Origin of the sequence: Asticcacaulis sp. AC460, from assembly GCF_000495795.1 — a bacterium.
In the GTDB taxonomy this organism is placed as follows: domain Bacteria; phylum Pseudomonadota; class Alphaproteobacteria; order Caulobacterales; family Caulobacteraceae; genus Asticcacaulis.
The window spans coordinates 1-12270 of the sequence record NZ_AWGD01000048.1 but is presented as its reverse complement, the minus strand read 5'-3'; the positions used below and the strand labels follow the sequence as shown (position 1 = coordinate 12270).

At 62.1% G+C, this 12270-nt stretch carries 20 protein-coding genes; 18 read left to right on the top strand and 2 right to left on the bottom strand.

Translation table 11 applies throughout. From position 1 onward, the window contains the following. Window positions 1–77: 77 nt before the first annotated feature. The 3 genes from ABAC460_RS47615 to ABAC460_RS47605 are packed head-to-tail and all read left to right on the top strand — an operon-like array spanning window position 78 to window position 1504. A complete protein-coding gene (locus ABAC460_RS47615) occupies window positions 78–398 on the top strand; it encodes a hypothetical protein (protein WP_031237628.1) in 321 nt (106 codons plus the stop codon). Next, window positions 395–937 (top strand): GNAT family N-acetyltransferase, encoded by a 543-nt coding sequence (locus tag ABAC460_RS47610; protein ID WP_023455986.1) that lies wholly within the window; start codon window positions 395–397, stop codon window positions 935–937. The genes ABAC460_RS47615 and ABAC460_RS47610 overlap by 4 nt, the downstream gene beginning before the upstream one ends. A gap of 9 nt (window positions 938–946) precedes the next feature. Continuing rightward, window positions 947–1504, top strand: coding sequence for a GNAT family N-acetyltransferase (locus tag ABAC460_RS47605; RefSeq protein ID WP_023455985.1), 558 nt, complete (start codon window positions 947–949; stop codon window positions 1502–1504). On the opposite strand, the gene ABAC460_RS47600 is transcribed toward ABAC460_RS47605, so the two are convergent. Then, complete coding sequence (locus ABAC460_RS47600) at window positions 1501–2505, bottom strand: S1C family serine protease (RefSeq protein WP_023455984.1); 1005 nt, start codon at window positions 2503–2505, stop codon at window positions 1501–1503. The genes ABAC460_RS47605 and ABAC460_RS47600 overlap by 4 nt on opposite strands. Before the next feature lie 125 nt (window positions 2506–2630). Between ABAC460_RS47600 and ABAC460_RS47595 the strand changes: the two genes are divergently transcribed. From ABAC460_RS47595 to ABAC460_RS47550, 11 genes are all read left to right on the top strand, one after another. Beyond that, window positions 2631–3023, top strand: coding sequence for an iron chaperone (locus ABAC460_RS47595; protein WP_023455983.1), 393 nt, complete (start codon window positions 2631–2633; stop codon window positions 3021–3023). 7 nt (window positions 3024–3030) lie between these two features. Then, window positions 3031–3369, top strand: coding sequence for an ArsR/SmtB family transcription factor (locus ABAC460_RS47590; RefSeq protein ID WP_023455982.1), 339 nt, complete (start codon window positions 3031–3033; stop codon window positions 3367–3369). An 11-nt stretch (window positions 3370–3380) separates the two neighbouring features. Continuing rightward, entirely contained in the window at window positions 3381–3503 is a 123-nt protein-coding gene (locus ABAC460_RS51085) for a hypothetical protein (protein ID WP_023455981.1), read from the top strand. Next, window positions 3484–3936 (top strand): SRPBCC domain-containing protein, encoded by a 453-nt coding sequence (locus ABAC460_RS47585; RefSeq protein WP_023455980.1) that lies wholly within the window; start codon window positions 3484–3486, stop codon window positions 3934–3936. Before ABAC460_RS51085 ends, ABAC460_RS47585 begins: the two co-directional genes overlap by 20 nt. After that, window positions 3933–4460, top strand: coding sequence for an SRPBCC family protein (locus ABAC460_RS47580; protein WP_023455979.1), 528 nt, complete (start codon window positions 3933–3935; stop codon window positions 4458–4460). The genes ABAC460_RS47585 and ABAC460_RS47580 overlap by 4 nt, the downstream gene beginning before the upstream one ends. 2 nt (window positions 4461–4462) lie before the next feature. Then, complete coding sequence (locus ABAC460_RS47575; RefSeq protein ID WP_023455978.1) at window positions 4463–5029, top strand: SRPBCC family protein; 567 nt, start codon at window positions 4463–4465, stop codon at window positions 5027–5029. A 132-nt stretch (window positions 5030–5161) separates the two neighbouring features. Continuing rightward, entirely contained in the window at window positions 5162–5632 is a 471-nt protein-coding gene (locus ABAC460_RS47570) for an SRPBCC domain-containing protein (protein ID WP_023455977.1), read from the top strand. 3 nt (window positions 5633–5635) lie between these two features. Continuing rightward, window positions 5636–6052, top strand: coding sequence for a VOC family protein (locus ABAC460_RS47565; protein ID WP_023455976.1), 417 nt, complete (start codon window positions 5636–5638; stop codon window positions 6050–6052). Further along, a complete protein-coding gene (locus ABAC460_RS47560; RefSeq protein WP_023455975.1) occupies window positions 6052–6519 on the top strand; it encodes an SRPBCC family protein in 468 nt (155 codons plus the stop codon). Before ABAC460_RS47565 ends, ABAC460_RS47560 begins: the two co-directional genes overlap by 1 nt. Further along, complete coding sequence (locus tag ABAC460_RS47555; protein WP_023455974.1) at window positions 6512–7042, top strand: SRPBCC family protein; 531 nt, start codon at window positions 6512–6514, stop codon at window positions 7040–7042. Before ABAC460_RS47560 ends, ABAC460_RS47555 begins: the two co-directional genes overlap by 8 nt. A gap of 70 nt (window positions 7043–7112) precedes the next feature. Next, on the top strand, window positions 7113–7694 hold the full coding sequence (locus ABAC460_RS47550; protein WP_023455973.1) for a hypothetical protein: 582 nt from the start codon (window positions 7113–7115) through the stop codon (window positions 7692–7694). Window positions 7695–7698: 4 nt separating this feature from the next. Here the strand turns inward: ABAC460_RS47550 and ABAC460_RS47545 are convergent, their stop codons facing one another. Then, window positions 7699–8445 (bottom strand): LytTR family DNA-binding domain-containing protein, encoded by a 747-nt coding sequence (locus ABAC460_RS47545; protein ID WP_023455972.1) that lies wholly within the window; start codon window positions 8443–8445, stop codon window positions 7699–7701. Window positions 8446–8572: 127 nt separating this feature from the next. On the opposite strand from ABAC460_RS47545, the gene ABAC460_RS47540 reads away from it, so the two are divergent. The 4 genes from ABAC460_RS47540 to ABAC460_RS0125365 form a co-directional block, all read left to right on the top strand. Next, complete coding sequence (locus ABAC460_RS47540) at window positions 8573–9001, top strand: DUF2306 domain-containing protein (protein WP_023455971.1); 429 nt, start codon at window positions 8573–8575, stop codon at window positions 8999–9001. Window positions 9002–9275: 274 nt separating this feature from the next. Further along, the gene (sucC, locus tag ABAC460_RS47535; protein ID WP_023455970.1) at window positions 9276–10481 is read left to right on the top strand and encodes an ADP-forming succinate--CoA ligase subunit beta; all 1206 of its coding nucleotides are present in this window, start codon (window positions 9276–9278) and stop codon (window positions 10479–10481) included. A 5-nt stretch (window positions 10482–10486) separates the two neighbouring features. After that, the gene (gene sucD / locus ABAC460_RS47530; RefSeq protein ID WP_023455969.1) at window positions 10487–11374 is read left to right on the top strand and encodes a succinate--CoA ligase subunit alpha; all 888 of its coding nucleotides are present in this window, start codon (window positions 10487–10489) and stop codon (window positions 11372–11374) included. 198 nt (window positions 11375–11572) lie between these two features. Then, window positions 11573–12270, top strand: a 698-nt coding sequence (locus ABAC460_RS0125365; protein ID WP_031237620.1) for a 2-oxoglutarate dehydrogenase E1 subunit family protein, incomplete at its 3' end; no start/stop codon positions are given.

The window sequence follows — 12270 nt, the reverse complement described above, 5'->3', positions numbered from 1 at the left end:
AAAACAGGGCGGCTTTTTTATTTTCGCGAGGGCAGGCTCGGACTATAGTCGGTTGAGTCAAAACGGAGGGCTGAGCGATGAGGAAGATAGTTCTAGCTGGCTTGGGGGTTGCCGCCCTGGTGGTTCTGGCGTCCTGCGCCACCCGGCCCATGGGGGCACCGTCGGACCCGGGCCTGGTTCGCGGGTTGATAGACGGCCTGCTGGCGCCGATCAGTTTCGTGATCAGCCTGTTCAGCGACACGGTGCGGATGTACGCTTTCCCCAATGTCGGGCGGTGGTACGATCTGGGCTTCCTGATCGGCCTTGGCGCGTGGAGCGGGGGCAGCGCCCACGCCGTGACGCGCTTCGTCTATGTCGACCGCCGTACCGGCCGGACGATCGAAGAACGCGACGTTTGACACCGGTTCTGGAAACGCCGCGGCTGATCCTGCGGCCGGCCGTGATCGCGGATCTGGAAGCGTGGGCCGCCTATGGCGCCGACCCCGACGTCATGCGCCATAACGGCGGCGTCCGGTCGCGCGAACAGGTGTTTACCGCGCTTCGCAATTCAATCGCCGCCTGGAAGCGCGAAGGGTTCCATGGTTTCAGCGTGATTCATCGCGAGAGCGGCGACTGGATGGGGCGGGTCGGTCCGCGTCGCCATGACGGCTTGACGGAGGTCGGCTGGGGGCTGGCCTCTCGTTGGTGGGGTCAGGGCTATGCCACGGAAGCCGCCGCGGCTTGCCTGGATTTCGTCTTCGATGCCCTGGGTTGGGATGAGGTCGTCCATGCCGTACCGCCGGATCATCATGCCTCGCAGTCGGTTGCGCGCAAGCTGGGTTCCGTCCGGCTTGACCTGGTCGAGCTGCCGCCACCCCTGGGGGTTCGCGAACTGTGGGGGCAGACGCGCGAGGCCTGGCATAAGGCGCGCCTTGACCCTGGGCGCGTGCGCGCTTAACTCAGCGGCATGATCACGACCTCGCCGCTTGGCCCGACTCTCGAAACGCCGCGTTTGATCCTGCGTCCGCCGATGAAGCAGGATTTCGACGCTTTTGCCGCTTTTTCCGCCGATCCGGAGGTGACGCGCCATATCGGTGGCGTCAGTTCGCGTCCGATCGCCTGGCGCAGTTTTCGCGTCTATGCCGGCGGCTGGGCACTGGACGAGTTTCACATGTTCAGCGTGCTGAACAAGGCGACCGGTGAGTGGATGGGGCGGATCGGGCCGCTCTATCCTGAGGGCTGGCCGGGGCGCGAGGTCGGCTGGGGTCTGAACGCCAAATGGTGGCGCGGCGGCTATGCCACCGAAGCGGCTGTAGCTTGCATGGATTTTGCCTGTGATGTGCTGGGCTGGGACGACGTGATCCATACAATCGCGCCGGACAATATCGCCTCTCAGGGCGTGGCATGCAAGCTGGGTTCTGCAAATCGCGGCCCGGGCAAACTGCCCGATCCCTATGCCGCGCATGTCACCGACATCTGGGGCCAGACACGGGACGAGTGGCGCGAGAACCGGAAGCGGTTTTAACGCTGACCTGAGTCTTCCGGTGCCGCCACAATCGGGACGGTAAGGGTCAGATCGTCATTGGGGAAGCGTTTGATCTTCAGCACCAGTTCCGAACCGAGCGGCTTGGCGGCGATATGGCGGCGAAGGGCGTCAAAGGTGGTGCCTTCGATTCCGTCGTAGCTGAGGATAAGGTCGCCCGCCTTCAGCCCCGCCTTGTCGGCCGGGCTGCCTGGCGTCACCTGGGACATGGTCAGGTCTTCCTCGAACAGCGAAATTCCGATCCAGCCGCGCGTGATCTTTCCGGAGGTGATGAGCGTCTGGCTGATGGCCTTGACCTGAGCCGCCGGAATGGCCATGCCCAGGGTGCCCACCCCGCCGTAGCCGGTACTGCCGAACTGAGCGACCGCCATGCCAGTAACACAGCCCTGCGGCGACAGCACCGGGCCGCCGGCCGTGCCTTTATGCATCACCAAATCCAGCACCAGCAGCGGCGACATGTCCTCATCCTGAACGTCGATGTCGGTCCCGGCGACTATGCCGCTGGTCACCAGAATGCCCAGGCTATAAGGATTGCCGATCAGGAAAGCGTCGTCGCCGACGTGCGGAGGCGCCGGACAAAAGGGTAGCGCCAGCAGGCTGGTGTCGGCCACCTTAAGTACCGCCACGCCCGACAGCGCATCGCGACCAACCACAGTTGCCGCCAAGCCGCGGCCGTCGGCGGTTTGGACGTAGATATCAGCGGCATTTTCCAGCACGAAGTCTGCAGTGACAATCAGGCCAAGCGTCTGGTCGATGACAAACCCGCTGCCCGAACTGCGAATATGGGGCTTTTGCGGTGAGGCGTCTTGCGATCCCGCAAAATCCAAACCGGGCAAATCCAGCGTCGTGTTGGAATTTCCGTTAATATTGATGGTGACCACGGAAGCCTTGGCCGCAGCGACGAGATTGGGATCAATGGCCGCATGGGCCATGCCGGTCAAAGCCAGAACACCCGTCAAAACCAGTGCCGGCACGATGCGCATGATGCTTCCCCCTCCGATTTCACGGCAATTTAAACCCGCCGGTGCGGACTGTCAAAAAGTCTGTTGACTCCTTATCGTCTGAAGAGTACTTAACCGAGAAGTTATTTAACAAACGAGTTAAATAGATGCGAAGCAAGACCGCTGTTCCGGATGTCGATGCCTATCTGGCCCCGTTGCGGCCGGATTTTGCCGAGGCCTTGCAGCGCGTGCGCCGGCTGATACGCGCTACGGCGCTCGACGCTGTGGAGATGATCAGCTACGGCGTGCCGAACTACAAGTGGCACGGGCCTCTGGTGTCGTTTGGCGCGGCGGCGAAACACTGCGCCTTCTACGGCATGAGCCCTAAGGTGCTGGAGCGGTTCAAGGAAGACTTAAAGGGGTTCAGCACCTCGCCCGGCACCATCCGGTTCACACCGGACAAGCTGATCCCGGAGGCGGTGCTGACGGCGATCGTCGAAGCCCGGGTGGCCGAAAATCTTGAGATCGAAGCGGCCCGCGCCGCCAAAAAGAAAAAGTAGCCCGCGTATGACCGAAGACCCCCTCAGCCTGACCTTGAACGCCCTTGCCGATCCGACGCGCCGGGCGATCCTGGCGCGGCTCAGCCTGGGCGAAACCACGGTCAATGAACTGGCCGAACCGTTTCAGATGAGCCTTCCCGCCGTCTCCAAGCATCTGAAGGTGCTGGAAAAGGCCGGGCTGATTTCACGCTCGCGCACCAAGCAGTGGCGCCCGTGCAAGCTGGAGCCCGAACCGCTGAAACAGGTGGACGCGTGGCTGGGTGAGTACCGCAAGATGTGGGAGCAGAGGTTCGACCGCCTCGATGCGTACCTGAAAACGCTCAAGCCTGATGGCGAAGTGCATTAAAGGAATTTGCCATGTGGTGGCTGCTTTACAGGGAGCTCTGGGAAGCCCGCTTCGACTGCCTGGCGGACTATTTGAAAAAACTGCAGGCGGATGCCGCTGCAAAGGAGACCGGGAATGGACAGCCCAAGCAATGATAACGGCTTTACGGTAAAGAATACCCGCCACCTGGCCTTCACGCCGGAGAAGGTGTTCGACGCCTTCGCTGATCCGGCCAAGCTGATCCTGTGGTGGGGCCCGCACGGTTTTACCAATGTGGTCGACACGTTCGATTTCCGGCCGGGGGGGGCGTTCCGCATCACCATGACCAACGAAAACGGCACCGCCTTCGAGAACGCCAAGGAATTTCTCGATATCGCGCCGCCGCACCGGGTGGTCTTCCGCCACTATCAGCCGATGCATGACTTCACCATGGCCATGTATTTCATGCCCGATGGCGACGGCACCGAACTGACCTGGCGGATGGATTTTGTGCCGGGGTCCAACAGCGACCTGGCCGAGTTTCTCGAGGCCGCCAATGAACAGAATTTCGACCGCCTCGAAGCCTTTCTCAACGGAGATGCCCAATGACCGCCACCCAGAAAGACGCTCCCGCCGCCGAAGACGAGGTCTTCGTCATGAGCCGGGTTTTCGACGCCGCGCCCGAATTGATGTGGGACGTGTGGACCCATAAGGACCATGTCGCAAGCTGGTTCGGCCCGGCCGGCATGGACCTGGTCGTCAAGACTCTTGAGGTCAAGCCCGGCGGATTGTTCTTCTACGGCATGGGCATGGCCGGCATGACCACCTGGGGCAAATGGGTCTACCGCGAGGTCGAACCGATCACGCGCCTCGTCTATGTCGTCTCCTTCTGTAACGAGGCCGGCCAGCCGGTGCGCCACCCCATGGCGCCGATGTGGCCGTTAGAGGTGCTGGCGGAACAGACCTTCACGCCCAAGGACGGCAAAACGGTACTGTTCAGCAGGTCGTGGCCGATCAACGCTACGCCGGAGGAGCGCGCCGTATTCAAGGCTGGGCATGCGAGTATGACGGCCGGCTTCGGCGGTACCTTCGCCAAGCTCGAAACCTACCTCAAGCAGGTCAGGGGAGGCTGAACATGGGTATCATTTTGCTCATCCTGGTCGGTTCGGCGATCGCCGCCGTGCTGATCGTCGCGGCCACCAAGTCCAACACCTCGCGCATCCAGCGCTCCGCCACCATAGCGGCGCCGGCCGACACCGTTCTCAGCCACGTCGAGGACTTCCAAAAATGGCGGGCCTGGTCGCCGTGGGAAGCGCTGGACCCGGATCTGCACCGCACCTACAGCGGTGCGGACGCAGGCGTCGGCGCCATCTATGAATGGCGCGGCACCGGCAAGGCCGGGGCCGGCCGCATGGAGATCCTGGAGCGTACGGCGTCGAAAATCGCCATCAAGCTCGACTTCATCAAGCCGTTCACGGCCAAGAATATCGCCGAATTCATCCTCCAGCCGCAGGGTGACGGCCAGGTGCTGACTTGGATCATGACCGGCCCGCAACCCTTCCCCGTCAAAGTGATGGGTACCCTGTTCAATATGGACGACCTGGTTGGCAAGGATTTCGAAGCCGGCCTGAAAAATCTCAAAACCCTCTCGGAAGATCCCGAGACGGCGAAACTCGTGGACCAGGAAAACGCCACGTCATGACCCGTCTGTTACTCGGCTTGTCAGCCCTGGCCGTGCAGGGATCACCTTCCCAGCGGCCAGCCTGCCAGCCCCTTCCGATCCGTCCCGGCCAAACCGCCCAGCCGGTTGCCGTCAAACCTCAAGGTTAAACCCATGACCTATTCGACCCATCACCACACCTTCGTCATCGAGCGGGAGGTGGATGCTCCCCCCGCGCTTGCCTTCTTCGCCTGGGCCGATGCCGACGCCAAGGCGCAATGGTTCGTCGGCCCTGCCGGCTGGACCCTGCTCGACCGCCAGTTCGACTTTCGCCCGGGCGGCATCGAGCGCGCCCATGGCCGCTTTCCGGACGGCAAGGAGAGCGATTTCCAGTGCCGCTACCATGACATCGTGGCGGACAGCCGGATCATCTATGCCTTCGACATGTATGTGAACGGCAAGAAGATTTCGGTGTCGCTGGCCAGTGTCGAGTTCATCCCGGCGGGTGCCCGCACCCTGATCAGGTTCACCGAGCAGATCGTCCATCTCGACGGCTATCCGACGCCGGAAGACCGCGAAATGGGCAGCCGCTACATGCTCGATGCTGCCGCCACCTTCATCGAATCCCAAGCGCAAAAGGGTTAGACCATGACCGTCCAGATCACACCCCACCTGGCTTTCAACGGTAATTGCCGCGAAGCCTTCGCCTTCTATGCTGAGGTTTTGCGCGGCGAAATCACCTTCATGATGTCGCATGCCGACTCGCCGATGAAGGATCAGGTGCCCGACTCCTGGGGCGACGCCATCCTCCACGCCACGCTGACGATCGGCAAGGACCACATCATGGGCGCCGACGCGCCGGGTGACATGTACAAGAAGCCGGTCGGGGTCAACATCAACCTGAACTATACGGATATCGAAGATGCGCGGCGTGTCTACAACGCCCTGGTCGAGGGTGGACTTCCCTATATGCCGTTCGGCGAGACCTTCTGGTCCAAGGGCTTCGGCATGTGCACCGACCGCTACGGCCACCACTGGATGATCAGCACCGGGGAGCTGATGTGATGACCCGCACTGCCAACGACCATACCTTTGTTCTCGAACGCGACTTCGCCCACGCGCGCAATCTGGTCTTCTTCGCCTTCGCCAGCCATGAGGCCAAGAAGGCCTGGTTCGGCGATACCGAGAACTGGATCGTCGAAGAATACACATTCGATTTCCGCGAAGGTGGGCGCGAATATTATCGCGGGCGTCCGGGCAAAGACGGGCCGGTGATCGAGAACGATACCCGCTATATCCAGATCGTGCCGGATGAGCGGATCATCATCTCCTATCCCATGTGGCTGAACGGCAAGATGATCACCGTGTCGCAGCAGACCCTGGAGTTTTCCGAGGTCAGCGGCGGCACGCACCTGAAGCTGCGCGAACAGATCGTCTTCCTGGACGGTTCCGACCACCTCGACAACCGCATTGAGGGCACGAAAGGCCTGCTCGAAGGCCTGGCCGCTTATCTGGACAAAACCTATGTTTGACACAGAACTCACGACCGAAGCGAACGACCTGATCCTGGTCCGCGACTTCGCCGCCCCGCGCGCCCTGGTATATCGGGCCTGGAGCGATCCGCAGATGCTGGCGGCCTGGTGGGGACCGGAAGGTCTGACCACGACCGTCGAGGTCGACGTCCGGCCGGGCGGGGCGCTCAGCCTGATCATGCATGACGGCAAGGGTAACGACTATCCTGTGCTGGGGGAGTTCGGCGAGGTCGTCGAGAACGAGCTGCTGGTCATGATCATGCAGGTCGAGCGCCATCCGCCGGAATGGCATGCCATGATCCGCGGCAAGTTTGTGGAGCTGGGCGGCGATGAGGCCGACTATGTCGGCGGGCCGGTCCCGACGCGAATCACCTTTGCGGATTCGGACGCGGGCACCCGTGTAACGGTCCGTCAGACCTTCCCGCTGGCCCTGGTGCGCGACGCCCATGTGGCGCTGGGTAACCCTGTCGGCTGGCGCGGCAGCTTCACCAAACTGGATAGCCTCCTGGCGAGAACGGCGTGATCACAAAAACCGTTGCCGAAACCGGCCGGTAAGGCTACATCTGCCCTTTCACTCTTCGTCCGGGGCAGGGATGAAACGGCTGGTTTCGATAGCGGCACTGGTGTGCCTGACCGCCTGTTCGGCGGAAGGACCGATCACCGCATGGCGGTTGAACGCCTTCATTGAAAAACCCACGGAAGCTTCCTTCCGCGAGGCACTGAAGTCGGCGGAGGCTTGCCTTAAGCCGGGCTGCCGTGAGTCTGAAAATTTGACGGCGGCGATGATCGACGGCCTCACCGGCCGAATGCGTGAAGGCAATCTGCTGGCGGTACGTCTGGCGATGGCGTCCAACAACCTGATCGGTGACAGCGCCGGCGCCGATGGCGCCCTGGCGCACAGTTTCGGCCGGGCGATCAAAACCCAGCCGGAGGCGTTCCTGGACACGGCCTTGACCGAGGATTGCCATCGGCTGGAATTTGTGACCACGACGCCCGAGGCCATGCTGGACAATGATGGCGCGCAGTATGACGAACTTGTGGCGCGGCGAACGGCGCTGATGTCGGTGACACGGCCCTATCTGCAGGATCTGCGGGATGAGTATGTCACGGCCCTGGATAAGGCGATCGCCAAGGCCGACCGGGCGCGATTCAAACCTGTTCCGGCGGTGGGATAAGCTCCTACAGCCAGCCGTCGCTTTTCAAGGCCTTGGCATAGCTGCGGCTGACCGGCGCCGGCAGGCCGTTTTTCAAAACCAGGCTCATCTTACCGTCGCTCTTGCGTACGTCGGCTACCGCTTCCTTGGCCACCCACCACGATCGGTGGATCTGCGACCCCTCGATGCCGTCCAGTTCGCGGATGGCGTCGTACAACCGCATCAAAATCAGTGTCTCGCCTGCGGAGGTGTGGACCCGCAGATAGTGGTCCTCCGCCGACAGGGCCAGGATATCGGCGTGGCGGTATTTGAACCCCAGCCGTTCGCGGAAGGTCTCGCCCGGTTCGGCCATGCGCGCCTCCGGAAAGGCGTGGCTCTGGACGGGGGTGTGGTTGACCTGGAAATGCAGGAACGTCATGACCGCCGAAATGATGGCGACCGGCGGAACGAAATAGGGCAGGCGCCAGAATTGCGGGGTTTGCTGCTCGAATCCGGCCGTGATCAGCCACACCGTTATGCTGATCAACGGGATAATGATCGCCAGCATGATGGCGACTTCCTGCCAGGTGTTCAGCCGCGTCTGGTTGTCGAGCAGGATGCCGACGATGCTTGACACAACGCTGCCCGCCGCCATCACCGTGACCCAGTAGGCCAAGCGCAGCGGCCAGCCCATCTCACCCGTTCCGGCGGCGCTGAAAAAGGTCAGGAAGCCGGCCATGGCCAGGGCAATCAGGATTCCGCGAAACCACGGCGACGCCAACAGGGCCGCCACTGGCGAAGCGTGAACGGCAGGTGCAGGCATTTCACGAAGGGAAGGAGTCGAGTCGCGCATCAGGCCGGACGAAAATGAGGGTGTGTGGTGGTTATGCGGCATCCGATCTGAAAAAGGAAGACGCCTCATGGACCTGCTCGACGCCTTTGCTCACCCTCACTGGCCCGACTTCAGCGTACTTGCCCGCCTGTCACCGGTGATCCAGATCCACCTGCTGGCTGCCGTGGCGGCCTTCGCCGTGGCCACCTGGCAACTGATCGGACCCAAGGGCACCATCCCCCACCGGGTCATCGGTTGGGCCTGGGTCATCGCCATGTTCACCGTGGCGACCTCCAGCTTCTTTATCCGCGAAATCAATCCCGGCAGCTTCAGCTTCATCCATATCCTGTCGGTTCTGACCCTGATCGGCCTGGTCCGCCTGGTGTGGGAGGCGCGGCGGCACAACGTGAAGGGCCATCGCGGCCAGGCGCTCGGGCTGTATATCGGCGGGCTGGTCATCGCCGGCGTTTTCACCTTTTTGCCAGGCCGGGCCATGTGGCACATCTTTTTTGCCTGACAGCGCTGTCTTTGCTTGCGGCCCAATAGTTAGCGCTACCATTGCTTATAAAATATGGACTCGCGTTGCGGAGAAAATTCGTGATGCGGGTCAATTTTCTGTGACTGAGCGGTTGCACAAAGTCCCCCACCTCATTATAAAGCGCGCGATCGATGGACGAGCAACGGCGTTCGCCCTGATGTCTAACCACAACATCAGAGCCACTCACGCTCAATTTGTATGAATTGGACGGGCGGGCTCTGCCGTTCATTCACACTCTGTCAAGACCGGTTCCATGAACATTCACGAACACCAAGCCAAGGCCGTCCTCAAGGAGTTCGGCGTCGCCGTTCCGCGCGGCTTCCCCGCCTATTCACCTCAGGAAGCCAAGAAGGCCGCCGAGACCCTGGCCAAGGAGGCCGGCTCGAAGGTATTCGTGGTCAAGTCGCAGATCCATGCCGGCGGCCGCGGCAAGGGCCGCTTCGAAGGCCTGGGCCCCGACGCCAAGGGCGGCGTCCGCGTCGTCAAGAGCCCGGACGACGTCAAGAGCAATGCCGATGAGATGCTGGGCCGCGTCCTGGTGACCATCCAGACCGGCGTCGCCGGCAAGCAGGTCAACCGCCTGTACATCGAAGAAGGCGCCGACATCCAGAAGGAACTTTACCTGTCGCTTCTGGTCGACCGCGTCTCGTCCAAGGTCTCGGTCGTTGCCTCGACCGAAGGCGGTATGAGCATCGAAGACGTCGCTCACGACACCCCCGAAAAGATCCACTCCTTCACGATCGACCCGGCGACCGGCGTGTGGCCGACCCACCACCGTGCCTTGGCCCAGGCTCTTGGCCTGAAGGGTGACCTGGCCAAGCAGGGCGCCAAGCTGCTGTCGCAGCTGTACGCCGCCTTCGTGGCCAAGGACATGGACATGTTGGAGATCAACCCGCTGATCATCACCGGCGACCAGCGTCTGCTGGTGCTGGATGCCAAGTGCTCGTTCGACGGCAACGCCCTGTTCCGTCATCCGGACATCGTCGAGCTGCGCGACGTGACCGAAGAGGACGAGAAGGAAATCGAAGCCTCGAAGTTCGACCTCAGCTACATCGCGCTGGACGGTGAAATCGGCTGCATGGTCAACGGCGCCGGCCTGGCCATGGCCACGCTGGACATCATCAAGCTGTACGGTTCCGAGCCCGCCAACTTCCTCGACGTTGGCGGCGGCGCCACGACCGAAAAGGTCACGGCAGCCTTCAAGATCATCACGTCCGATCCCAAGGTGAAGGGCATCCTGGTCAACATCTTCGGCGGCATCATGAAGTGCGACATCATCGCCCAGGGCGTGATCGTGGCCGTCAAGGAAGTCGGGCTGAAGGTGCCGCTGGTCGTGCGCCTGGAAGGCACCAATGTCGAACTCGGCAAGAAAATTCTCAATGAAAGCGGCCTGAACGTCATTGCCGCCGACGACCTGGCCGATGCCGCGGCCAAGATCGTCAAGGCTGTGAAGGGTTAAGTTTTATGTCCGTTCTGATCAATTCCGAAACCAAGGTCATCTGCCAGGGCCTCACCGGCTCGCAAGGCACCTTCCACACCGAACAGGCCATCGCCTACGGCACCAAGATGGTCGGCGGCGTCACCCCCGGCAAGGGCGGCCAGACCCATGTCGGTCTGCCGGTCTATGACACCGTCGCCGAGGCGAAGGACCGCACCGGCGCCACCGCCACCGCCATCTACGTTCCGCCCCCCTTCGCCGCCGATTCCATCCTGGAAGCGATCGAAGCCGAGATGGAACTGATCGTCTGCATCACCGAAGGCATTCCGGTGCTGGACATGGTCAAGGTGAAGAAGGCTTTGCAGGGTTCCAAGTCACGCCTGATCGGGCCGAACTGCCCCGGCGTCCTGACGCCGAACCAGTGCAAGATCGGCATCATGCCGGGAAATATCTTTAGCCCGGGCAGCGTCGGTGTGGTATCACGTTCGGGCACGCTGACCTATGAAGCCGTGTTCCAGACGACCAATGCCGGCCTCGGCCAGACCACGGCTGTGGGCATCGGCGGCGACCCCGTCAAGGGCACCGAATTCATCGACGTGCTCGAGATGTTTTTGGCCGACGACGCCACCAAGTCGATCATCATGATCGGCGAAATCGGCGGCCAGGCCGAAGAAGACGCGGCGCAGTTCCTGCGCGACGAAGCCAAGAAGGGCCGTATTAAGCCCATGGCCGGCTTCATCGCGGGCCGCACGGCGCCTCCGGGCCGCCGCATGGGCCATGCCGGCGCCATCATCTCCGGTGGCAAGGGCGGGGCCGAAGACAAGATCGCGGCTATGGAAGCCGCGGGCATCCGCGTCGCGCCGTCGCCGGCCGCGTTGGGTGAGACCCTGCTGAAGGTCCTGAAAGGACTGTAGGCAAAAAGAGTTCGCTCAGGCGGGGTTTCCACGTGAAATCCCGCCGGGCGCAAGAAAGAGTAGCCGCTAGGCGGTCGCTATGAAGATGGCGGCTGTCAGGTGGAAAAGCATAAACCAAGGTGTCGTAATTGGCCTTGGTCACATTTAGGAATGGAAAGGCAGACGGTGTCGTAATTGGCCGTCTGAGCGGTACATAAAATGGCGGACGATTCCGGCCGGCTGAACCAGGTCTTCGCGGAGACCTCCTTCCTCTACGGCGCCAATGCGGTGTTCATAGAGATGATGCAGGAGAAGTGGGCACAAGACCCCAACTCCGTGCCCCCCGAGTGGCGGGCCTTCTTTGACTCCCTGATGGACAAGCCCGATACGGTCAAGGCCAATGCCGAAGCCGGTTCGTGGGGCTCCGATGTTCCCGCCCCCCGCGATGAGAACATCTCCGCCATGGACGGCTTCTGGCCGGCGGTGCAGGCCAAGGTCGAAAAGGGTATCGCCCAGAAAGCCGAAGCCTCGGGCAAGCCCGCGTCGCAGGCCGAACTTCAGGCCGCCTCGCGCGACTCGATCCGGGCCCTGATGCTGATCCGCGCCTTCCGTATCCGCGGCCACCTGCAGGCCAATCTCGACCCGCTGGGTATCGAGCAGCCGGGCCAGAACCCGGAACTGACCCCGGAATACTGGGGCTTCGGCGCCGCCGACATGGACCGCCCGATCTTCATCGACGGCGTGCTGGGCCTCGAATCGGCGAGCCTGCGTGAAATCATCCAGATCGTGCGCCGTACCTACTGCGGCAATATCGGCGTCCAGTACATGCACATCGCCGACCCGGCCGAAAAGGCCTGGGTCCAGGAGCGCATCGAAGGCCGCGACAAGGAAATCTCCTTCACCAAGGAAGGCAAGAT

Bases quoted from the DNA above. Each gene is read 5' to 3' on its own strand.
- ABAC460_RS47615 (WP_031237628.1), top strand. From the start codon at position 78: ATGAGGAAGATAGTTCTAGCTGGCTTGGGGGTTGCCGCCCTGGTGGTT.
- ABAC460_RS47605 (WP_023455985.1), top strand. From the start codon at position 947: ATGATCACGACCTCGCCGCTTGGCCCGACTCTCGAAACGCCGCGTTTG.
- ABAC460_RS47600 (WP_023455984.1), bottom strand. From the start codon at position 2,505: ATGCGCATCGTGCCGGCACTGGTTTTGACGGGTGTTCTGGCTTTGACC.
- ABAC460_RS47595 (WP_023455983.1), top strand. From the start codon at position 2,631: ATGCGAAGCAAGACCGCTGTTCCGGATGTCGATGCCTATCTGGCCCCG.
- ABAC460_RS47590 (WP_023455982.1), top strand. From the start codon at position 3,031: ATGACCGAAGACCCCCTCAGCCTGACCTTGAACGCCCTTGCCGATCCG.
- ABAC460_RS51085 (WP_023455981.1), top strand. From the start codon at position 3,381: ATGTGGTGGCTGCTTTACAGGGAGCTCTGGGAAGCCCGCTTCGACTGC.
- ABAC460_RS47585 (WP_023455980.1), top strand. From the start codon at position 3,484: ATGGACAGCCCAAGCAATGATAACGGCTTTACGGTAAAGAATACCCGC.
- ABAC460_RS47580 (WP_023455979.1), top strand. From the start codon at position 3,933: ATGACCGCCACCCAGAAAGACGCTCCCGCCGCCGAAGACGAGGTCTTC.
- ABAC460_RS47575 (WP_023455978.1), top strand. From the start codon at position 4,463: ATGGGTATCATTTTGCTCATCCTGGTCGGTTCGGCGATCGCCGCCGTG.
- ABAC460_RS47570 (WP_023455977.1), top strand. From the start codon at position 5,162: ATGACCTATTCGACCCATCACCACACCTTCGTCATCGAGCGGGAGGTG.
- ABAC460_RS47565 (WP_023455976.1), top strand. From the start codon at position 5,636: ATGACCGTCCAGATCACACCCCACCTGGCTTTCAACGGTAATTGCCGC.
- ABAC460_RS47560 (WP_023455975.1), top strand. From the start codon at position 6,052: ATGACCCGCACTGCCAACGACCATACCTTTGTTCTCGAACGCGACTTC.
- ABAC460_RS47555 (WP_023455974.1), top strand. From the start codon at position 6,512: ATGTTTGACACAGAACTCACGACCGAAGCGAACGACCTGATCCTGGTC.
- ABAC460_RS47550 (WP_023455973.1), top strand. From the start codon at position 7,113: ATGAAACGGCTGGTTTCGATAGCGGCACTGGTGTGCCTGACCGCCTGT.
- ABAC460_RS47540 (WP_023455971.1), top strand. From the start codon at position 8,573: ATGGACCTGCTCGACGCCTTTGCTCACCCTCACTGGCCCGACTTCAGC.
- sucC (WP_023455970.1), top strand. From the start codon at position 9,276: ATGAACATTCACGAACACCAAGCCAAGGCCGTCCTCAAGGAGTTCGGC.
- sucD (WP_023455969.1), top strand. From the start codon at position 10,487: ATGTCCGTTCTGATCAATTCCGAAACCAAGGTCATCTGCCAGGGCCTC.